This window comes from Chryseobacterium vietnamense, assembly GCF_031454475.1.
GTDB classification, from domain to species: Bacteria; Bacteroidota; Bacteroidia; order Flavobacteriales; family Weeksellaceae; genus Chryseobacterium; species Chryseobacterium vietnamense.
In genome coordinates, this window is the sequence record NZ_JAVDQX010000005.1 from 135,377 (window position 1) to 155,864 (window position 20,488).

Below are 20,488 nucleotides of genomic sequence, written 5' to 3' on the forward strand. Positions count from 1 at the left end.
ATCATGGGAGATACGCTTATTTACAACTATTCAGGTGTATCCTCTTTATTTAGGAAAGGTGCACTTGAAGAGTTGTTTCTTGCGAAATACAGTGAGGTACATAAAAATACTGATGCCCCCTGTTTCTTTTGGGGAAATGTAGGACAGCCTTTTATTCTGGCCAGATGTCTGATCACGCTTTCCAATATAGTGAAATCCAGTTTTAATCTATCGCCGTTTCAGATGGTACTTCTTAAAGATCCTATAGTAACAGCAGGAAATGAAAGAGTAAAGTTTGAAGGTTTTTCCCATTGTGCAGGAGTTTACGCAAGAGTAGATGTCCTGCCGGATGGATTGGATGGAGAGTTTCTTGAAAATGGAACGACAAATGTGGATTTCAATCAGCCTATGATAACGGCATTAGGAAGCGTCCGTCCGAATGAAAAAATTATGCTTTCTGTAGGACAAAAAGAAGTAGAGTTATACAAGGACGAAACCAGGGTAACAGAAAGAAAAGTACCATTGCCTGCAAAATGGATCAAAGGACTGGGAACTGTTCAGGTGTATTTATCAGAATCGGAAAAGCGTTATACCTTCAATAAAATCCAGACACAGCAGTTGTTTAGAGGAATGCCGAAAGGAGTGGTGAAGTCAGATTATTATTTAATTGTGAGAGGTAATAAACCTATATTTTCTCCCGTGAAATCTGTAGATTCTGTTTGTGTAGGAGGGCTTCACAGGCTTCGGCTTTTAGAACCTATTCTTCCTTATATTGATAGCATGCAGGTTTTTCCACATGCAAATATGCAGTCTACCACATGGCAGCTTTATATGGGAAATATTCGTTTCACTTTTTCTTTATCGAGAGAATGCTGGAGAGGCTTTTCAGGAGAAGGGGCCATGTTGGATAACCTGATTTCAGATGTTCCTGATGAATGGGTTGACGCGCTGGATAAATATGCTTATACCAATCAGTCTTTTAACCCTGGCAGACTTGCCCGGGAAGAGAATATCAGTTTGAGCAAAATTGAAAATATAACATGCAGGCTTGCCGCAATGGGATTACTGGGTTATGATCTTGATGACAGAGAATTTTTCTACCGTAGACTTCCTTTTAAATTAAGTCGTATTATTGGGCTCAATCCCCGCATAAAAAATGCCGAAAAACTGATTGAAGACGGAAAAGTAGAAATCTTAAACAATAATAAAGAAAGAACAGAAGCCAGAGTAAAAGGAACCGATGTGAACCATACGGTAATCATTGAAGAAGAGAAAGAACGCTGTACCTGCGAATGGTTCAGTAAATATCAGGGAGAAAGAGGACCCTGTAAACATGTGCTGGCAGTAAAAAGACTGGTTAATGTTTAAAAATTCTAATACTTACCTTATTATTTTAATGGTAATCGCAGAAGCATAAATTCTGTTTTATCAGGGAAAATATTATCTTATTCTCTTCCGCCTCTGCATTGCCTGTTCAAGGTGCTGTTTAATTTCCAGATTGCTTTATCCATTCTTCATAGCTTAATACACCTAATTCGGGCTTACCTTCACCCTCAAGAATAGAAATAAACTCAAGCTGGTTTCCATCAGGATCATTAAAATAAATAGCCAGTGCAGGCATCCATGCAAATACCATAGGCTCTGTACTTCCGTTTTTAAGGAAATTGTAAGGTTTTAAATCCTTTTTTTTAAGAAACTCCACAGAATAATTCAGAATATCTTCCTTACTGCTGGAAAAAGCAAAATGCCTGGTCTGAAGATTTTCCTTCTGCTCCCATAATCCGAGCATAAATTCTTTTCCATTTCCTACCCATAAAAAAGCAATAGGTCTGGTTTCATCCCTGTGAGCCAGTTTCAATCCCAGTACTTCTGTATAAAACTGTATCGCATTTTCAAGATTGCTCACCTGAACATGAGTCTCATATATTCCTTTAATCATAGCTTAATTTTAATAAAAGCAAAGCTAAAAAAGCCTTACCGAAAAACTGACTACAGACGATTTCTTTAATGAAAATGAATGATAGAAGGATTTTATAATGATGAATGATGAATGATGAATGCCATTGTATCATCACAATATTTGTGCAATTCTTTGAAATCTGCGGATGAACAAATTCTAAAAATTAATACAATTCAATAGAGGTGGGCTTTAGCCCGCCTTTCAAATTGCCTCCTTTCATTCGGCTTTAGCCAAAACTTAAAAATCTGCGCAATCCGCAAAATCTACGAGCATTTATGTATATAAACACGTTTCCGAAATAAAAAATAGAAAAAACGAAGAAAAATTTTCTACGCAAAAAGATTGCGTAATACTGTTTTTACTTTGCATCAGAAATCAGAGAGGAAGTATCAATTCTTCTCCATGTTTAACAAAAAAACAGTAACCATGAAATTTAATTTTTTAAAAAAAGAAAATAAAAAAGTAGTACTGAACTACGAAGGTGCAAAAGCATATGCCATGACACCTGCAGAAGAATTGTATAGTGCTGTTGTTACAACAGGACTGTCAGATGCCAACTATGAAAAAGGAAATGACAGGTTGGAAAGAATCCAGTCTCTGATTAAAAAAAATGATCCTGAGTTTGTGGCAAAGCTGGCGGTATATGCCAGAAAAGATATGTATTTAAGATCCATTCCATTGGTTTTAACAACCGAATTGGCAAAGCAGACTTCAGGTACAGACCTTGTAAGTAAAACAGTAAACGGAATCGTTCAGAGAGCAGATGAAATCACAGAGTTGCTGGCATACTACCAGCTGGCCAATAAGAGAACAGATACCAAGAAACTGAACAAACTGTCCAAACAGATTCAGAAAGGTCTGGTAAAATCATTCAATAAATTTGATGAGTACCAGTTTGCAAAATACAACAGAAAAACGGAAGTAACGCTGAAAGATGCATTATTCCTGGTTCATCCGAAAGCTAAAGATGAAAATCAGCAGGCCGTTTTCAACAAAATTGCCAACAATACATTGGAAACTCCCTATACATGGGAAGTTGAACTTTACGTTCTGGGACAGACAAAATTTGCCAATGATGCGGAAAGAAAAATGGCCTTCAAAAACAAATGGGAAGAACTGATCTTCAGTAACAAATTGGGTTATATGGCAACCATGAGAAACCTGAGGAATATCCTGGAAGCGAGCGTATCACCAGATGCAATGAATAAAGTATGCAGATATCTTTCAGATGAAAGGGCCGTATCCGGTTCAAAACAGCTCCCATTCAGATTCCTTGCGGCTTATCGAGAGTTAAAAAATATAGATTCTCCTTATTTGTCATCTGTATTGGAAGCATTGGAAGATGCAGTGGTGGTGAGTGCTAAAAATATCAAAGGCTTTGGTTTTGATACTTCAGTGGTGATCGCTGCCGATGTGTCAGGTTCCATGCAGAAGCCAGTCTCTGGCAAAAGTAAAATTTTGCTGTATGATATCGGTTTGCTGATGTCTATGATCCTTCAGTCACAATGTAAAAATGTGGTGACAGGTATCTTCGGCGACCGTTGGCTAAGAGTTCCAATGCCGAAAAATGGTATCTTAAGAAATGTAGATGCCTTTTACAAGCGTGAAGGTGAAGTAGGATATTCCACCAATGGTTACCTGGTTATCGAGGATCTTATCAAAAGAAACGAGCAGGTAGATAAAGTAATGCTGTTCACCGATACTCAGATGTGGGATAGCACGGGAAAAAGAAACTCCTTTGAAGACGTGTGGAAAAAGTACAAAGCCATCGCGCCTCATGCAAAGCTATATATTTTTGACCTTGCAGGTTATGGTACGCAGCCGCTGGATATCAGGAAGGATGATGTACATCTTATTGCAGGTTGGTCAGACAAAATTTTCGATGTACTGAATGCTTTGGAAGACAAAAAATCGGCAGTGAAAATGATTCAAAAAGTAGTGCTGTAACAGGCACTGCTTTTAAAATATATAAAAAAACAATCAATATATTCAGGAGCTTACTCCCGCTTTCCACTCTAAAAACACTGAATTATAAATATCCATAGAAAATTCCAAATCAATTGGCTGGAATTAAAGAATGACATAGGAAATGGAGGCGTTAAGAAAATAAGCTATACGAACGTCAAGAAAATTCTACTGTTTGAAGCGCGACACAGAAAGTGAAACGAAGAGCTCATATAACATTCGCGCAAGTTTTAGAATTTTTAGAGAGTGTAGGTTATTTTTAGCCGGAGTTTCCAGGTCTTGAACTTTTGGTTCTTTTGCTTCAAGGCAAAACGAACAAATATTTAAATAAAAATCAAACTACGTAAAAAGATTGCGTACCTGTAATATAATTTTGCAGTGTTAATAATATCGGTGCCGTTAGAAAGACCTACTTCGATTCAAAAATGAAAGAGTCTTTCACCAGATTGCCCAGGTACCAGACCAATGCCGTTCATAAGAGTTTCATCGTCAACTTTCAATTGAATATCAATTACTCTTATAACTTATTGCTTGGTTTTTTTAATAAAAAACAACTGCGTAAAAAGAATGCGCAGTAACAATATAATTTTGTAAAAAGAAAACTAATAACTATGAATAATTAACATCAAGTGTCGTCTTAGAATCATACTTCGAGATTGAGTAAACATTGGGTCGCAGGTTCGAATCCTGCCTTTTCCCCCGAAAAGGAGAGGTAGCTCAGCAGGTAGAGCAAATGCACGGAAGATTCTAAAAAATATTACCTTGATTGATAAAAGAGTGCCGTAGAAAAGGCCTGCTTCGGTTTAATTTGGTTCGACTCCAGAAGGTCATGGAAATGATCTTGTACAAGTCTTTTCGAATCTTGCCTCTTTTTATTTTTAAACTTTAACAACCATGAATATACCAAGTAATCTGACTGAATTTTTATACTGGGTCAAAGAACGCACAGAAAAACTGTGGTCTGTAGATAATGAAAATTGTCCTAAAGGATTTTACGGCGCCCAATGGCAAGGGCTTTCTGAAGAACAGATTGATCAGGTTGAAAGAAAATATGAGGTGAGCTTTACCTATGAACACAGAGAGTTTCTAAAGATTCTTCATGCTATAGATAAAAAAGAAATTGTTGAATATGAGGATGATGGAGAACTGATTGCAGAAGAATGTACTTTCTTTTATAATTGGTTAGAGAATGAAACAGAAATTATCAGCCAGATAAATTCTTTTTACAAATGGATGTGGGATGATATTATGAGTGTCAATCATGTTTGGTTGAAATCCTGGGGAATAAAACCAAAATCAATCGAAAAAAGGAAAGAAATTTTTGATGAATGGTTTTCAAGGCTTCCGCAATTATTACCTGTCAGGAATTCTGCTTGTGTTGTAGAAAACAACAATTTAAAATGGAATCCTGTAGTAAGCATTAGAGGTTCGGACATTGTCATTCTGGGTTGGGATTTCAGAACTTACTTACTATATGAACTAAGAGATCATCTTGATATTTATACAGATGTATATGATGATGAAGATAAGAGGTTTTATCCGGAACTTATTGATGAAGTGCAAAAAATTAATAACGAAAATTTTAAGTATGATGAAACCAAAGACATTCCTTATCTCAAAGAACTGATTCTTTACTGGTCTTCGGGATGGAGAGGCTTTGGGTTAAATTATTATCCGGAAAATGCCAGCGTTCATCCTATTGTCAAAACATATATTGCTGAAGAAGAAAAATAAAAACAAACAAGTGCCGTAGAAAAATGTTACTTCGCTCATCACGACGGGGTCACGGGTTCGAATCCCGTCTCTTCCACAAAAAAAAACACGGTCTATATAGGAAGAGTAGCTCAGCAGGTTAGAGCACGACTGCATTTTTTGTCCGTTGCCTTGTTTTTCAAACATTCAAGAAGCCGGAAGTGGGACGTTGAAAGATCTTTGTATATAATTTTCTATAAAGTCAGAGAGATCATCAGGCTTTAATCCCTTTCTTCTGCCCACTTCCAGCTTCTTTATATTACCATTTTGAAGTGTCGTTAGGAAAAAATTCATCGTAACACAACTATGGGAGGAATAGCGAAGCCGGTCAGTCCGGCAAGGTTATCCGGTTCGACTCCGGCAAACGTTTAGCCCGGTTTTTTCCTTACCATTACCTTTAAAGAAATGCCGGTAGATTACTTACCGGCACTTTTCATTGTATCTTCAAGCTCTTCTTCAAACATTCCTTTCCATTTGGAAAGCGTTGTGCGGCTTATTTTATATTTTCGTGACATATAACTCGTAGAATGACCATGCTTTTTTTGATACTGAAGCAGTTTTAGCATAGTCTGCCTGTCATAGGTTTTGAGTTTTTGATTTTCTCTGGATTGCTTGAACAGTTTTTCATTGAACTTAAGAACATCTTCGCTCGTATGAAGCTTTTCAAGAAGGTCTTTAACTTTTGGATCTTTAAGCTTTTCAGGATATTCCATCTTCAGCATATCCTGGTAAATTTTTTTGTAATTTGGGCGCATTTTTATCTGTTTATCCGTTTGCATTATTACTCTTCTGAAGCCATCTGTGAAGAGTACTTTTCGGAATAGAATATTCTTTAATAACTTCACTCTGGGTCATTTCACCGGAAAGAATTCTTTTCATAATAAAGTCTTTGATTTCCTGTGTATAAATATTTTTCCTGAAATAGGGCGTTTTTTCGGACTTCTGCTGGTTTTTATTAATGGCGGAGGGAGGAGCATATAAAATCAAATGTGAACTGTAAAGTCTGAAAAAATCGTATTCCAGTAATTTGCTCCATCTTAAAAGAAGATCCGTATCTATTGATCTGCTGTCATACATCATTTCGACAGCTTCTTCATCTTTACTTAAAAATTTACATATCCTCTCTACTGTAATTTCATTTTCATCAACTCTTTCCTTGATAAATTTCCCAATATGGATTTCTTTATATAACATTTTTAATAAATATTGTTCTTTTGTTTAAACTTATATATAAAAAAACGAAAATAGGTGATAAATATTATCTTGCATGGTAGGCGTTAATTCACAGAAATTTGAATTGATGAAAATGAAAATGATGATGTAAGAATATTAAAACAGGTATTATAAGACCATTGATCTTATAAAACGTATTTGTAATTTGCCAAATATCTTAAAAGCAGGTGGGTAGGGATCACCTTAATGTACTTGGAATATATTTCTTTACTTTCAATGGTTTTCTCTTCTTCTCTTTCAAACTTCTTTTCCTGCCATTTGTGTGAAATAATATATAACCTATTAAGGTTTTACGTAATTCTATGAGTTAAGCTGCAGATAGATTGATAAACAGCTTTTTACCCATTGAATTTTTAATTAGTACCAAATAATTGTTTATTCGTTTTCAAATGTAAACAAAAATAAGTAGTAAAAACACTTGAAAATGTAAAAATCATACTTTATAGATTTGTTTTAATTAAAATTAACATATTATAAGAACTGATGTGTGAATTATCTAAAATGACAAACTCGTCCATTAAAAAATCATAAAAAGAAAAAATTGTATACCATCCGGACAGTCCATACCTTTGCAAATCAATGAAAAATATTATAAGCTTATTCGACTTTTCGAAAAAAATCAATTATAAAAATGAACTGCTGGCTGGTTTTACGGTAGCGATGACGATGATTCCTGAATCTCTTTCATTTGCTATCCTGGCTGGTCTGTCTCCCCTTACAGGTCTCTATGCCGCTTTTATGATGGGATTGGTAACCGCTGTTTTGGGAGGACGTCCGGGAATGGTTTCCGGTGGAGCAGGAGCAACGATCGTTGTACTGATTGCTCTGATACAATCTCATGGGATAGAATACCTTTTTGCCACTGTAGCACTTGCCGGAATCCTTCAGATGATGGTAGGTATTTTTAAACTTGGGAAATTTGTGAGACTGATTCCACAACCTGTTATGTACGGATTCCTGAATGGCTTGGCTATTATTATTTTCATGGCGCAGGTTGAGCAGTTTAAAATAACAGACAGTAGTGGTGCGGTACATTGGCTGCAGGGAATGCCTTTATACATCATGGCTGGTTTAACGGTTCTTACAATCGCCATTGTTTATTTTTTTCCGAAAATCACAAAAATTGTTCCTGCTTCTCTGGTAGCTATTATTATTGTCTTTGCAGTTGTTCTCGGATTTAATATTCCGACAAAAACGGTAGCAGATATCGCTCATATCAGTGGAAACCTTCCCAATTTTCATATTCCGAAAATCCCTTTTTCACTGGAAACTTTACAGATTATTTTTCCATATGCCTTAATTATGGCTGGAGTAGGCCTTATTGAATCTCTTCTGACATTATCAATGGTAGATGAAATCACAAATACAAAAGGAAGCGCCAATAAAGAATCCGTAGCTCAGGGATTGGCAAATATTACCAATGGTTTCTTTGGTGGAATGGGCGGATGTGCAATGGTAGCACAGACGTTGGTAAACCTTAACGCAGGTTCCAGGGCAAGGTTATCAGGAATTGTAGCATCCCTGCTTATTTTGATTATCATTCTGGTCGGAGCACCCGTGATAGAAAAAATTCCTATGGCAGCTTTGGTTGGAGTGATGATGATGGTGGCCATCAGTACATTCCAATGGGTATCCATAAGAATTGTGAATAAAATGCCGAAGTCTGATATTTTTGTAGGCGTTACTGTAGCGTTGGTTACTGTGATTTTACACAACCTGGCATTAGCAGTTTTGGTTGGTGTGATCATTTCAGCACTGGTTTTTGCATGGGATAATGCCAAAAGAATCAGAGCGAGAAAACATATGGATGAAAATGGAGTGAAGCACTACGAAATATATGGCCCTCTGTTTTTTGGTTCAGTAACAGCATTTACAGATAAATTCGATCCTATGAATGATCCTAATCAGGTGGTGGTTGATTTTAAAGAAAGCCGCGTTGTAGATATGAGCGCCATAGATGCTCTGGACAAATTATCCAAGCGGTATAAGCAATATCATAAAACCTTACATCTACGTCATCTCAGCGAAGACTGCCTGAAAATACTTAAAAATGCAGAAGCAGTAATTGAAATTAATATTCAGGAAGACCCGACTTATAAAGTGATGCCGGAAAAATAGGTGAGAAGCTAATAAGTAAATTTTGCTCCGCAAGTGAAATGATGAATTTTGTAGAAAAAAAATTGACAAGCGCAACGGATTGACGATTGACTTTTCACTATAAAAACTCCTCAATAACAACACAAGGACTGTAAGAAAAATCTACAGTCCTTGCTTGTTTAGGTTATTAATGTATTAGCGATAAAATCAGGCACTAAAGCATAGTGTGATAATTTCATACTAATGGAAGCTCTTCCGCTTGTCAGCGTTCTCAGATCAGAAATGTATCCGAAAGTTGAAGCTAACGGAACTTCCGCTGCAAAAATCTTTCTTCCCGATTTTTCATCAATAGAAGTGATGATTCCTCTTCTTCTGTTGATATCTGCGGTGACAGCTCCCGTGTACTCCTCAATACTTTGGATCTCCACCTGCATAACAGGTTCCATCAGTTTAGGATTACATCCTTTTGCCGCCGCTTTGAATCCTTCTCTTGCAGCAATTTCAAAATCAAATGCTGCAGAATCCTGAGCGTGGAAAGAACCATCCAGAAGGGTGACCTTCATGTTTTCCAGAGGATATCCTTTTAAAGGTCCGTTTTCCATAGCTTCTCTGAATCCTTTTTCAACGGAAGGAATAAATTCAGTCGGAATAACTCCTCCTTTGATCATATTAACAAACTCCAATCCGTGTTCGTGGTCATTTCCCGGGCCTATTTCAAAAGTGATATCAGCGAACTGACCGCTTCCTCCGTTTTGCTTGGACAGCTTTTCTCTATGGATTTTGGTTTCCGTTAAGATTTCACGATAAGAAACTTTAGGTTTCCCCTGATTGATTTCAATATCATGATTCAGACGGATTTTCTCCAGAGTAACCTCGAGATGAAGTTCTCCCAATCCACTTAATAAAGTTTCTCCAGTCTGCGGGTCTCTTTCAACCACCAATGAAGGATCTTCTTCCTGGATTTTTGCCAGCACCAAGCCAAAAGACTTCTCATCACCATTGGTTTTTGGTTCAATAGCCACTCTGATCACAGGAGTAGGAATGGTAATGGCTTCCAGTAATATCGGTTTTTCTACAGAAGATAAAGAATCTCCGGTTTTGGCATCTTTTATTCCTGTCAAAGCAACAATATCTCCTGCTCTGGCTTCTTCCAGAGATAACGTTTTGTCAGACTGCATTTGTAAAATCCTGGAAATCCTGAAACTTTCGCCCGTTCTTACATTCAATATCGTATCTCCGGATTTAATTGTTCCGGAATATACACGGAGCATAGCCAGTCTGCCCATATGCTTGTCAATCACAACTTTGAAGACAAGACCTGAAAAAGAAACAGTTTCATTCCTTGCCAGAGTTACGGTTTCTTCTGTACGAGGGTCTCTTCCCTGCAGGTCAGCAAGCTGATCAGGTGCCGGAAGATACGTTACAATCGCATCGAGAAGAGGCTGGACTCCCTTATTCTTAAAGGCAGAACCACATAGAACGGGAACCGCAGATCCTGTTCTGCAGACTCTTTGTATAGCTTCTGTAATCATTTCAACAGTGACTGTATGTTCAGTATCCATGAAGATTTCAAAAAACGTCTCATCACATTCTGCAAGAGTTTCTATTAACTTTACTCTGTATTCGTTGGCTTCTGTGATAGAAGCAGAAGGAATTTCCTTCTCCAGAATGGTTTCTCCATTTTCATCTGTCCAGTATAACGCTTTCATTTTGACGAGATCAATGACACCTTCAAAGTGGTTTTCAGCTCCCATCGGAATCTGAAGAGCCAGAGGAACTGCATTCAGTTTGGTTTTTATCTCATTGAGAACCGCAAAGAAATCTGCTCCAATTCTGTCCATTTTATTGATGAAACAGATTTTGGAAGTTCCATGTTTTTCAGCCTGAAACCATACATTTTCAGTCTGTGGCTGAACTCCTGAAGAAGCACAGAAAACGGCGACAACGCTGTCCAGAACTCTTAGAGAACGTTCTACTTCCACAGCAAAATCAATGTGCCCTGGAGTGTCAATAATGTTGATATTATAAACATTATCATCCTTTTTCCATTGTGTGGAAACCGCAGCTGATGAAATGGTAATCCCTCTGTTTCTCTCCTGAATATCTTTATCCATGGTGGTATTTCCGTCATCTACATTACCAATTTTATGAATAAGCCCGGTGTAATACAGAAGTCTTTCTGATAACGTTGTTTTTCCTGCATCTACGTGTGCTATGATCCCTATATTTCGTGTGTTGTATTTCATTTTGTTTGATTTAAATTGTTGGTTGTTAGATCTGTATATTGAAAAGATTCTAAAAAAAATGAACACAAAATACACTCCGGTCTCAGAGAGCCGGCAAAACATTTTTTGTATTTTGAATCAAAGGAAAATTTTCAGAGATCTTAACAAATCACAGAAGTTGTTTGAATTGTTGAAGTCTGAAATCAGGGCAGCAAAAAAGACCTATCCGAATAGACAGGTCTTCAATATATTTTTGGGTATAAAAGATCTATAGAACTATTCAGATAAATATTCAGTGCTGCCAAAGAACACAGCTCTGACAGGATTGCTTAACGTTATAATATTTATCATTTTTGTTGACATTGTTGATTTTTAATCGGTTGCGAAATTATAATTTTTTTTTGATTTTCAAAGAATTTTTGAAAATATTTTTTCGTGAACGGATATTAAACACTTTTTAAATCATCTTCTGAGAATCTTTCAAATCCATAGAATTTCATAAAAATATCTTAAAACAGATAACGAACGTAATGCTTTTATGATAAATATTTTATCTTTGGGAAGAATAGTATGGTAAACACTTTTTGATGATTAAAAAATTTTAAATCTTTTTCAAGAAGCTAAATAAAAACTTTTAACTTAAAACCTATTGAAAACAGATATCGACATCCATAACCACTGTCATTTTTCCTTTGACCTGTGGCTCACTTTAATCAAATCTCATCCTGAATTTAAAGCAAAAAGAGTTGAGCTGTTCTCCTCATTTTTTAACGTAGATAAACCGTTAGAGGAAGTTGCGAAAACTGTAAAATATTACGATGATCTTTGCAATACCATTAATGAAGTCACGGGAGGAAATATAGACACTTTTGAAATTTATCTGATGATTCTTGGTTCTCTGGATATAGATGTAAAGCAATTGAACAAGGAAAAACTCAATGAGTTTTACAACAAAAGTGAAGAATTGTTTCTGGAATACAGACCTGTTGTGATTTTTGAGAATCTTCATGATTTTTTTGATGATATTAAAAATCAGGGAAAGACCATCAATATTCTGAGCAATACAGGATTTATCAAAGGAACGACCATGAGGAAATTCCTGATCCACGAAAACCTGGATCAGTATATAGATTTCCACATTTATTCTGATGAAATCAACTGTTCCAAACCGAACCCGCTTATTTTTCAGGAAGTGAAGAATAATATCCAAGATCAGGATTTACCTATGCATCAGATCCTGCATATCGGAGATAATCCCGTAGCAGATTATCAGGGAGCAAAAAACTTCGGTTTCAGTGCACACTTACTTAAACACTAAAAATAAACATGAATAAAAGATACAGCTTACACCACATTCATTCAGCAGATGAGTTTACTTTCTCACCCGCAGAATACAGCTATTTCAAATATGGCGATAAGTCGTATGCTGAAAAATTTGCGAGAGAATTATTCGACGGATTTATTTCTGAAAACGAATTGCTTTTAGATACCGACAAAGAGATTGTAGTACTTCCAAGCCCTTATATGGCGATTCCTACGGCTTCTAATTTCTTATGTTTTTTCTTTAAAAAGCATCTGGATTTTTATTTGTTTCAGAAAGGAAAGAAGTCCAGTATTTTATCTAAGATCAATCGTAATCATACTTACATCACAGATTATGGGAATCTTAATTTCGAAGACCGTAAAAATCTGATCGCGAATGATACTTATTATATCGATAAAGATTTTTTGAGGGGAAAACTTTGTATTTTTATAGACGATATAAAAATCACGGGAAGTCATGAATATACAGTCAACAGAATTCTGGACGAATATAGCGTAGAGGCTGACTTTATGTTCCTGTATTATGCAGAACTGATGAATTTTGACCTTGACCCGAAAATTGAAAACTTTTTCAATTATTACGCAGTGAAAAATGTAAATCATGTTGCAGAAGTGATGAATAAAGAAAGTTTTGAATTCAATACAAGGATTGTAAAATATATTTTAGGACTGGAATCAAGTAATTTTGATTATCTTACGTCTAAAGTAAAAAGAGAACAGATGGATTTGCTTTTGGAGCTGGCCATCAGCAACAATTATCATTTAATAAAAGAATACGAAAATAACATCAATACTTTAACACAAACGGAATTATATTATGGCTATTAACTTACAAAAAGGACAAAGAGAAAACATTAACGCACCTAAATTTACTGTAGGTTTAGGATGGGATATCAATAATACTTCTACAGGAACAGCTTTCGACCTTGATGCTTCTTTATTTTTGCTTGGGGACGACAAAAAATTAGTTTCAGATAATCACTTTATTTTCTATAACAACCTTGAGTCTCCGGATAAATCTGTGATCCATACTGGAGATAACCTTACAGGAGAAGGATCAGGAGATGATGAGCAGATCAAAATTGATCTGACAAAAATTGATGATGCAATCAAAGAAATTACGGTAGTAGTAACGATTCACGAAGCTGATTCAAGAAAACAGAATTTTGGACAGGTAAGAAATTCTTTCATCAGAATTTTCAATACAGATACGAATGAAGAGATCTTAAAATATGAATTAGATGAAGATTTCTCAATCGAAACTGCTGTGGAATTCGGAAGAATCTACAATCGAAACGGAGAATGGAAATTTGAGGCTGTAGGGGCAGGTCAAAGAGACGGCCTTGAGAAATTTGTATCAATTTATCAGAAGTAATCATGGACAATCAGGAAAATCAACCCATAGATCCGCTAGGATCAATAGAACCTCTTAAAACCTTTGAACCTACTCCAATGGTTCCTCCAACTCCGGCTCAGCCTGCACAAAATGCAGCGCCTGCAGTTCTTGTGGACAGAGAGGGAAATGTAAATCTGACACAATTACAGTCAGAAGAACGTCAGAAATATGAAGTTCTTGCGAACTCTATTGACGAAGCCAATCCAGGTTCTATCGTGAACTTCGGAGCGGAACTTCAGAAAACATTAACCAATCAGAGTGACAGCTTCTTAGGAAATGTAAGAAGATCAAATTCCGGAGAAGTTGGAGGACTTATCAATGACCTTTTGGTAGAGCTTAATTATGTAGACGTAGAAGAGCTTAACGGAAACAAAGTGAAAAGCTTTCTGAGCAAATTGCCATTCATGAAGAAGGTAATGACTCAGGTAGAGAACTTATTTGCAAAATACGATAAGATCATCAACAATATCGAGCAGATTTCTTATAAAGTAAATGCAGGAATCATTACTTCTACAAAAGATAATGCTGTTCTTCAGACTATTTTTGAGAGCAATGTGAATTCTATCAAGCAGATTGAAGAGCTGGTGATCGCAGGAAATATCAGAATGGAAAGAGCTGCCGTTGAACTTGCTCAAATGGAAGCTGCTCCTCAGAATTTTCAGGATTATCAGATTGCAGATAAAAGAGATTTCATTGCAAGATTAGACCGAAGAATGGCTGATCTAAAAGTAGTGCGTGTGATCATGATGCAGTCACTTCCACAGATCAGGCTGGTACAGAATAACAACGTTTCTATTGCTGAAAAAGCACAGACGATTCTTACCACGACACTTCCTGTATGGAAAAACCAGCTTTCATTAGCTGTAGCAATGTACAGACAGCAGCAGAATATTGAAATCCAGCAGAAAGTTTCTTCCACTACAGAAGAAATCTTAAGAAAGAATGCTGAGCGTCTTGGCCAGAATTCTGTGAATGTTGCCAGAGCTAATGAGCAGACTATTGTATCTGTGGAAACATTAAGAGAAACAACATCCATGCTGATTAATACGTTGAATGAAGTGAAACAAATCCAGAAACAGGGAGCTGATAACAGAAGAAAACTGAATCAGGATCTTCAGACATTGGAGCATGAACTTAAAGCAAATGTCAGAGGTTAATTTATAGGATACCAAGGTGGGGGATGATGCAGCAACCATATTGTCGCAAAGCAAAAGAAGATTAACAAAGCTTAAGCTTCTCGCTAATTTTTTTGAACATATTGACATTATATCTATTTACATCAAAACAGATATTATCCACAATCTGTTCCAGGAAAATACGGCTTTAGATTACAATAAACTGGAACTTTTTCACCTTCAGTATACCGACAGCCTTATAGAACTTCTGACTAAAATTAAAAAGCAGAAGGAAAATGATATGCTGGCGGTCATCAATGAAATTAACATCAACAGTAAATATATATCAGGTTTTGAAGAGAGACAGGCAGACAACTTTCAGACCGATAGGAAAATGTACAGTGGTGTGTTTTCGCAACATTTGAAAACGTTGTATAAAGATCTTACGGAAGATAGTTTTACAGCCAATTGGGAAAATGTACTGTACTTTCATAAAAAATATGCTCAGGAATTTTACAGGGCCAATACAGATGAAACACTATTGAAATCCGATGCTTTTCCTGCCTATCAGTATAAAGACTATTCTATTGAAAGGAAACTGTTGGGAAGGCTTAATATACAGGGATTTAAAGTCCGTTTTGTGTGTGGTTATCTTATCGGGACCCATGATTATGAACTGTTTAAGATCTTTCAGTCGGATGATTATTTTATTTTCAGTGTAGATGAAAAGAAATTGTATCTTTTTGATAAAGAACTGGATAAGCTGGATATTTCTGAAAATCAGTCTAACCAAAGCTCTATTATTGATCAGCTGAGAAATAAAAATGAGCAGTTGGAACATAGTATGAATGAAAGAAAACGTACGTTGCCGGCAGAAGTGGAAGGCGTTTTGAAAGATTATATTAAAAACCTGGAAAATATGGACATTATGAGCAAAATATTTGACTTCGATGAAGAAACGAATATTCTGCGAGCGATGCTTAACCTGAATCTGAATAATAACTAGAACGAAATTTGAAAGCAAAAAGAATAACTTTTTTGCAAAAAAATAAATAACAACTAAACATAAAAAGATGGCTATCAACTTACAAAAAGGTCAGAGAATAAACCTTAAAAAAGAAAATGGAGCTGAACTTTCCCAGGCTTGTGTAGGAATCAACTGGGGAGCAATTGAAAAGAAAGGATTTTTTGGAACTAAAAAAGAAGCAGTAGACTTAGACGGAAGCTGTATTTTATATGATTCAAACAAAAACGTTACGGAAGTAATCTACTTTGGAAATCTTAAGTCCAGAAACGGATCTGTAAGACACAGCGGAGATGACCTTACTGGTGACGTAAATGGAGATGACGGATTGGATAATGAAGTAATCACAGTAGATTTCAGCCAATTGGAACCGAATGTAGAACATGTGGCAATGGTACTGAACAGCTACAGAGGTCAGGATTTCGGAACCATTCCTTTTGCTTCTATCCGTATTTATGAAGGATCACCTACCAATGTGAGAGAAGTTTTTGCAAAATATGATATTGCAAATGATGCTTCTTTCAGCGGGCACGTTGCTATGGTAATGGGTGTTTTCTATAAGAGAAACGGAGAATGGAAATTCAACGCAATCGGAGATCCTACAGCAGATAAAAAGCTGGAGCAGACGATCCAGACAGTGCAGATGAATTACTTATAATCAATTGTCAATCAAACGATAAATAAAATAGCAATATTTGTACTCTGTGCATCTATTGCTTTTATCATATAATAACATAACTCAAGTGGAACATCAAAGTATTTTAGAACTGCACCCTGGTCTGGTGTGGGGATTTGCAGTAACAGTCGTTATCATGCTGCTCCTGGACTTAGGGGTATTTAATAAAAAAAGTCACGAAGTATCTTCCAAAGAAGCTACCATCTGGTCTATTGTATGGATCTCGCTTTCTATGGTTTTTTCAGGAGTGGTCTATTGGGTATTTAATACCGACGGAAGCCCTGAAAGCCATGCTTTGGCAGTAGAGAAATTTACACAGTATCAGGCAGCCTATTGGATTGAAAAAGCCTTGTCTGTAGATAACTTATTTGTATTTATCCTGGTTTTCGGGTTCTTTAAAGTTCCGAAATTTCTTCACCATAAGGTTCTTTTCTGGGGAATTATCGGAGCCCTGATCTTCAGAGCGATTTTCATCTTTGCAGGAGTCGGATTAATCAATCTGACGTATCTTCCTGAAATGAATATCTTCGGTGAAGCGGTGAAAATCAACGTTGTCATGACATTATTCGGATTATTCCTTGTGTATGCAGGGATCAAATCATGGGGTGATGGCGATGATGACGATGACGAAGATTACAGTAATACAGCAGGAGCAAGATTGATCAAGAGCTTCTGGAAAGTTTCCGATAACTATGATGGAGATAAATTCTTCACTATCCAGAACGGAATCAAAATGGCAACTCCCCTTTTAGTAGTTGTAGGGGTTATCGAATTTACGGACGTTCTTTTTGCAGTAGATTCCATTCCGGCGATCTTTGCGATTTCAAATGATCCGTTCATCCTTTATACATCAAATATCTTTGCTATTTTAGGATTAAGATCATTATATTTCCTGTTAGCGAACTTTATTCATATGTTCAGCAAACTTCCATACGGATTGGCTATTATCCTATCTTTTATTGGAGTTAAGATGCTTATCGCACCATGGATTCATATTCCGTCTCCGGTTTCATTGGGAATTGTAGGAGGAGTATTGGTAATCTCTGTTCTTTTATCGATCATCTTCCCTGAAAAAGAAGAAGAGAAGAAGGAAGAATTGGATGAAAAATAATTGTATTTAAAATATACTATAAAGCCTCCAGAATTTATTTCTGGAGGTTTTTTATTTGTGTTTTTTGTTGGAAAAACGCCCGGATGATTAGCATTTTGCATATTATTTAAGGCCCAAGAAAATCAAAGATTTTCAGCAATGTTGAATTTTTAAGATGTAAACCTTATAGGTTTCAAAAACCTATAAGGTTTGAGATAAAAGGGGAATAAGATTGTCAAAATACTTTACTCAAGGATACTTACTAATTATTTGCATAATTCAGAGACATATTATTAGCGGTATTAAATTTTATCGAAGATAAAATCCTTGCGCCTTAACACATTATTTTTCATAAAAACTTCGCGCCCTTGCGTTTCCAACATTTTACCAAATAATTTTTTAAAAATAAAATAGACAGACTGGTCTGTATATTATTTTTTTTCATACATTTGTTCCAGAAAAGAAAAGCAATATGAAATCTCCAAGAGAAAGAATAGTAGAAATAACCTTCGAATTGTTTGCAAAACAAGGGTACAATTCTACCGGAATCAATCAGATCATTTCCGAGGCAGAAGTAGCCAAAGCAAGCTTTTATCAATATTTTAAATCCAAAGAAGACCTATGTGTAGAATTTCTGAAGGTAAGACATGAATATTGGTTCAGTGAACTCAATAGTTTTCTATCAAAGGAAAAAGACCCGAAATCTAAAACCATCCAGGCTTTCGATTTCCTGATATATATGAATAAAAAAGAAAATTTCCGTGGGTGCAGCTTCCTGAATATTCTTTCGGAAATACCAATGGATAATATTAAAATACTCAGCGTAATTCAGTCTCATAAAGCTGATCTCAGAAATTTTTTTTTAGAATTATTGAATGATGATACTCTTTCCGATCATATCTACATGCTTTTTGAAAGCAGCATCATAGAAAGCCAGCTTTTTAAATCCAATGAACTCATTGAAAAATCAAAAAAAATAGTTACCAATTTAATACAATAAGTTATGGAACAGAAACATCCGCTTCCGCCTTTCACTCTTGAAACGGCACTGGAAAAAATTCAAATGGCAGAAGATGCCTGGAACAGTCAGGATCCTGAAAAGGTTTCCAAAGCATATACCATTGACAGCGAATGGAGAAACAGAGATACATTCGTGAATGGAAGAGAAAATATTGTAGTATTTCTACAGAAAAAGTGGGAAAAAGAGCTTCATTATCACCTTAAAAAAGAATATTGGGCACACACTGACAACCGTATCGCTGTTCGTTTTGAATATGAATATCAGACCCAGGAAGGAAACTGGTTCAGAGCCTACGGAAATGAAAACTGGGAATTTGATGAAAACGGGCTCATGGCAAAAAGATATGCAAGCATCAATGATATGGCAATCAAAGAAGAAGAACGAAAATTTCGATAAAATAAAATGACTGTTACTACAACAGTCATTTTTGTTTTTTAAGGTTTATTAAAACTGAAACATCCAGTCAATAAATTATAATTCATAACTCATCATTTATTAACTGTTTTTCCCATGCAGCAGCTTATTGATCTTTCTCCTTGTTTGCATAGATACTTTGTAAGCTTCATCTCGCAGTTTCTGTATTTTTCCTACTGGCTGAAAGAATAGCTTACTTTCAAAAGGATTGAATGACAGCAGCTCATTTGTACAATTGCGCTCATCCAGTAAGGAACCTTTATTTATTTTAACCTCACCGATCTTGATATATGGGGAATTTTTCCATTCTACATTCAGCTTATTGATCGGCTGGTCTTTCAGGTCATAACATATCTGTATCAAAACATCTGCAGTAAAGTCGTGTGTCTGCAGATAGTTTTTTAAGGAATCTTTTACCTTCTGTCTTTTTCCAATGTTCTTATCCACAGATTGAGGAGACAGTTTTATTTTGATAATATGATCCCCAAGCCGGTAAGCACCTATAGAATAATAGTCGAAGGAAAGAATAAAATCATTTCTTTTACCAAGAAGTTTGATCATATTACGAACCATATCACCTGTTGCCAGGGAAGGAACTATTTTAATCACCTGAAGCAGCAGTGTAAAAAGGCTGCTCCATTTTTTGATGTAAAATCTGTTGACAGCAGTAAACAGTTTCAAAAAAGTTGAAACAGAATTAATGGGAAACAAAGGGAAGTTAACCAGCGGATAATTGGCAAGCAGTGTACCGCTTTCATCCCTGATCTGCACCGCAAAGCCGTAGGCAGGAATATCCTTTTTAGCATTCTTAATTTTCAGCTGAGCATTGGAAAAACGTATAGTCAGGTCAAATTTTTCCTTATCAAAAAAAGGCTGCAGTGATTCCGGGATATCAGGTTCTATCCGGAATGTACCCTTTGCTGCCGCATACGTTTTAGCATGGGCATTCCTGGTGGCATAATTGACATCACTAATGGAAGAGGATTGTTCAACAAAATCTGCTATTGTTTTTTTATTGATTTCCAGAAGCTTTTTTTCCTCTTCATTCAGTTCATCAAACTTCTTATTATATTTTAGTGGATTTGGCATTTAGTTTTTAAAATCCAATTATAACGCCAAGTTTCGAAATCTGTGTTAAATAAGTATTACAATTATTTGAATTTTGTGGAAAACATATTTAAAAATAAGGAAATGTAAGATTATATGGTTGATAAATAT

Annotated in this window: 18 protein-coding genes; 13 read left to right on the top strand and 5 right to left on the bottom strand. The window is 36.0% G+C overall.

The window, feature by feature from the left end; genetic code table 11:
- The first annotated feature begins 3 nt into the window (after nt 1-3).
- A complete protein-coding gene (locus J2786_RS19120) occupies nt 4-1,347 on the top strand; it encodes an SWIM zinc finger family protein (RefSeq protein WP_047428284.1) in 1,344 nt (447 codons plus the stop codon).
- Nucleotides 1,348-1,465: 118 nt separating this feature from the next.
- Here the strand turns inward: J2786_RS19120 and J2786_RS19125 are convergent, their stop codons facing one another.
- Nucleotides 1,466-1,918, bottom strand: coding sequence for a VOC family protein (locus tag J2786_RS19125; RefSeq protein WP_047428281.1), 453 nt, complete (start codon nt 1,916-1,918; stop codon nt 1,466-1,468).
- A gap of 447 nt (nt 1,919-2,365) precedes the next feature.
- On the opposite strand from J2786_RS19125, the gene J2786_RS19130 reads away from it, so the two are divergent.
- Both J2786_RS19130 and J2786_RS19135 read left to right on the top strand, forming a co-directional pair.
- Entirely contained in the window at nt 2,366-3,886 is a 1,521-nt protein-coding gene (locus tag J2786_RS19130; RefSeq protein ID WP_310026351.1) for a TROVE domain-containing protein, read from the top strand.
- A gap of 912 nt (nt 3,887-4,798) precedes the next feature.
- Nucleotides 4,799-5,638 carry a hypothetical protein gene (locus tag J2786_RS19135; protein ID WP_047428278.1) on the top strand — a complete coding sequence of 280 codons (840 nt, stop codon included), beginning with the start codon at nt 4,799-4,801 and terminating at the stop codon, nt 5,636-5,638.
- Nucleotides 5,639-6,072: 434 nt separating this feature from the next.
- Here J2786_RS19135 and J2786_RS19140 read toward each other — a convergent pair whose 3' ends face one another.
- Nucleotides 6,073-6,378: a helix-turn-helix domain-containing protein gene (locus J2786_RS19140; protein ID WP_226798738.1), complete on the bottom strand. Its 306-nt coding sequence runs from the start codon at nt 6,376-6,378 to the stop codon at nt 6,073-6,075.
- A gap of 43 nt (nt 6,379-6,421) precedes the next feature.
- The gene (locus J2786_RS19145) at nt 6,422-6,850 is read right to left on the bottom strand and encodes a helix-turn-helix domain-containing protein (protein WP_047428275.1); all 429 of its coding nucleotides are present in this window, start codon (nt 6,848-6,850) and stop codon (nt 6,422-6,424) included.
- A 618-nt stretch (nt 6,851-7,468) separates the two neighbouring features.
- Between J2786_RS19145 and J2786_RS19150 the strand changes: the two genes are divergently transcribed.
- On the top strand, nt 7,469-9,007 hold the full coding sequence (locus J2786_RS19150) for a SulP family inorganic anion transporter (protein WP_047428272.1): 1,539 nt from the start codon (nt 7,469-7,471) through the stop codon (nt 9,005-9,007).
- Nucleotides 9,008-9,165: 158 nt separating this feature from the next.
- Here J2786_RS19150 and fusA read toward each other — a convergent pair whose 3' ends face one another.
- Nucleotides 9,166-11,232 (bottom strand): elongation factor G, encoded by a 2,067-nt coding sequence (fusA, locus tag J2786_RS19155; RefSeq protein WP_047428269.1) that lies wholly within the window; start codon nt 11,230-11,232, stop codon nt 9,166-9,168.
- A 628-nt stretch (nt 11,233-11,860) separates the two neighbouring features.
- Here fusA and J2786_RS19160 point away from each other — a divergent pair.
- The 9 genes from J2786_RS19160 (at nt 11,861) to J2786_RS19200 (ending at nt 19,252) form a co-directional block, all read left to right on the top strand.
- Nucleotides 11,861-12,529 (top strand): HAD family hydrolase, encoded by a 669-nt coding sequence (locus J2786_RS19160; RefSeq protein ID WP_047428264.1) that lies wholly within the window; start codon nt 11,861-11,863, stop codon nt 12,527-12,529.
- 8 nt (nt 12,530-12,537) lie between these two features.
- On the top strand, nt 12,538-13,362 hold the full coding sequence (locus J2786_RS19165; protein ID WP_047428260.1) for a phosphoribosyltransferase family protein: 825 nt from the start codon (nt 12,538-12,540) through the stop codon (nt 13,360-13,362).
- Nucleotides 13,352-13,909 carry a TerD family protein gene (locus J2786_RS19170; protein WP_047428250.1) on the top strand — a complete coding sequence of 186 codons (558 nt, stop codon included), beginning with the start codon at nt 13,352-13,354 and terminating at the stop codon, nt 13,907-13,909. The genes J2786_RS19165 and J2786_RS19170 overlap by 11 nt, the downstream gene beginning before the upstream one ends.
- 2 nt (nt 13,910-13,911) lie before the next feature.
- Nucleotides 13,912-15,087 (top strand): toxic anion resistance protein, encoded by a 1,176-nt coding sequence (locus J2786_RS19175; RefSeq protein WP_185097526.1) that lies wholly within the window; start codon nt 13,912-13,914, stop codon nt 15,085-15,087.
- 16 nt (nt 15,088-15,103) lie between these two features.
- Nucleotides 15,104-16,051 carry a hypothetical protein gene (locus tag J2786_RS19180; RefSeq protein WP_310026359.1) on the top strand — a complete coding sequence of 316 codons (948 nt, stop codon included), beginning with the start codon at nt 15,104-15,106 and terminating at the stop codon, nt 16,049-16,051.
- Nucleotides 16,052-16,118: 67 nt separating this feature from the next.
- Nucleotides 16,119-16,727, top strand: coding sequence for a TerD family protein (locus tag J2786_RS19185; RefSeq protein ID WP_047428248.1), 609 nt, complete (start codon nt 16,119-16,121; stop codon nt 16,725-16,727).
- A gap of 85 nt (nt 16,728-16,812) precedes the next feature.
- A complete protein-coding gene (locus J2786_RS19190) occupies nt 16,813-17,856 on the top strand; it encodes a TerC/Alx family metal homeostasis membrane protein (RefSeq protein WP_047428632.1) in 1,044 nt (347 codons plus the stop codon).
- Between the two features lie 451 nt (nt 17,857-18,307).
- Nucleotides 18,308-18,835: a TetR/AcrR family transcriptional regulator gene (locus tag J2786_RS19195; protein WP_047428245.1), complete on the top strand. Its 528-nt coding sequence runs from the start codon at nt 18,308-18,310 to the stop codon at nt 18,833-18,835.
- Between the two features lie 3 nt (nt 18,836-18,838).
- Nucleotides 18,839-19,252: a nuclear transport factor 2 family protein gene (locus tag J2786_RS19200; protein WP_047428244.1), complete on the top strand. Its 414-nt coding sequence runs from the start codon at nt 18,839-18,841 to the stop codon at nt 19,250-19,252.
- 99 nt (nt 19,253-19,351) lie between these two features.
- On the opposite strand, the gene J2786_RS19205 is transcribed toward J2786_RS19200, so the two are convergent.
- A complete protein-coding gene (locus J2786_RS19205; RefSeq protein WP_047428241.1) occupies nt 19,352-20,359 on the bottom strand; it encodes a catalase family protein in 1,008 nt (335 codons plus the stop codon).
- Nucleotides 20,360-20,488: the final 129 nt, after the last annotated feature.

Coding starts and splice junctions, on each gene's coding strand:
- J2786_RS19120 (WP_047428284.1), top strand. CDS start 4: ATGGGAGATACGCTTATTTACAACTATTCAGGTGTATCCTCTTTATTT.
- J2786_RS19145 (WP_047428275.1), bottom strand. CDS start 6,850: ATGTTATATAAAGAAATCCATATTGGGAAATTTATCAAGGAAAGAGTT.
- fusA (WP_047428269.1), bottom strand. CDS start 11,232: ATGAAATACAACACACGAAATATAGGGATCATAGCACACGTAGATGCA.
- J2786_RS19135 (WP_047428278.1), top strand. CDS start 4,799: ATGAATATACCAAGTAATCTGACTGAATTTTTATACTGGGTCAAAGAA.
- J2786_RS19195 (WP_047428245.1), top strand. CDS start 18,308: ATGAAATCTCCAAGAGAAAGAATAGTAGAAATAACCTTCGAATTGTTT.
- J2786_RS19140 (WP_226798738.1), bottom strand. CDS start 6,378: ATGCTGAAGATGGAATATCCTGAAAAGCTTAAAGATCCAAAAGTTAAA.
- J2786_RS19185 (WP_047428248.1), top strand. CDS start 16,119: ATGGCTATCAACTTACAAAAAGGTCAGAGAATAAACCTTAAAAAAGAA.
- J2786_RS19125 (WP_047428281.1), bottom strand. CDS start 1,918: ATGATTAAAGGAATATATGAGACTCATGTTCAGGTGAGCAATCTTGAA.
- J2786_RS19130 (WP_310026351.1), top strand. CDS start 2,366: ATGAAATTTAATTTTTTAAAAAAAGAAAATAAAAAAGTAGTACTGAAC.
- J2786_RS19205 (WP_047428241.1), bottom strand. CDS start 20,359: ATGCCAAATCCACTAAAATATAATAAGAAGTTTGATGAACTGAATGAA.
- J2786_RS19170 (WP_047428250.1), top strand. CDS start 13,352: ATGGCTATTAACTTACAAAAAGGACAAAGAGAAAACATTAACGCACCT.
- J2786_RS19200 (WP_047428244.1), top strand. CDS start 18,839: ATGGAACAGAAACATCCGCTTCCGCCTTTCACTCTTGAAACGGCACTG.
- J2786_RS19175 (WP_185097526.1), top strand. CDS start 13,912: ATGGACAATCAGGAAAATCAACCCATAGATCCGCTAGGATCAATAGAA.
- J2786_RS19150 (WP_047428272.1), top strand. CDS start 7,469: ATGAAAAATATTATAAGCTTATTCGACTTTTCGAAAAAAATCAATTAT.
- J2786_RS19165 (WP_047428260.1), top strand. CDS start 12,538: ATGAATAAAAGATACAGCTTACACCACATTCATTCAGCAGATGAGTTT.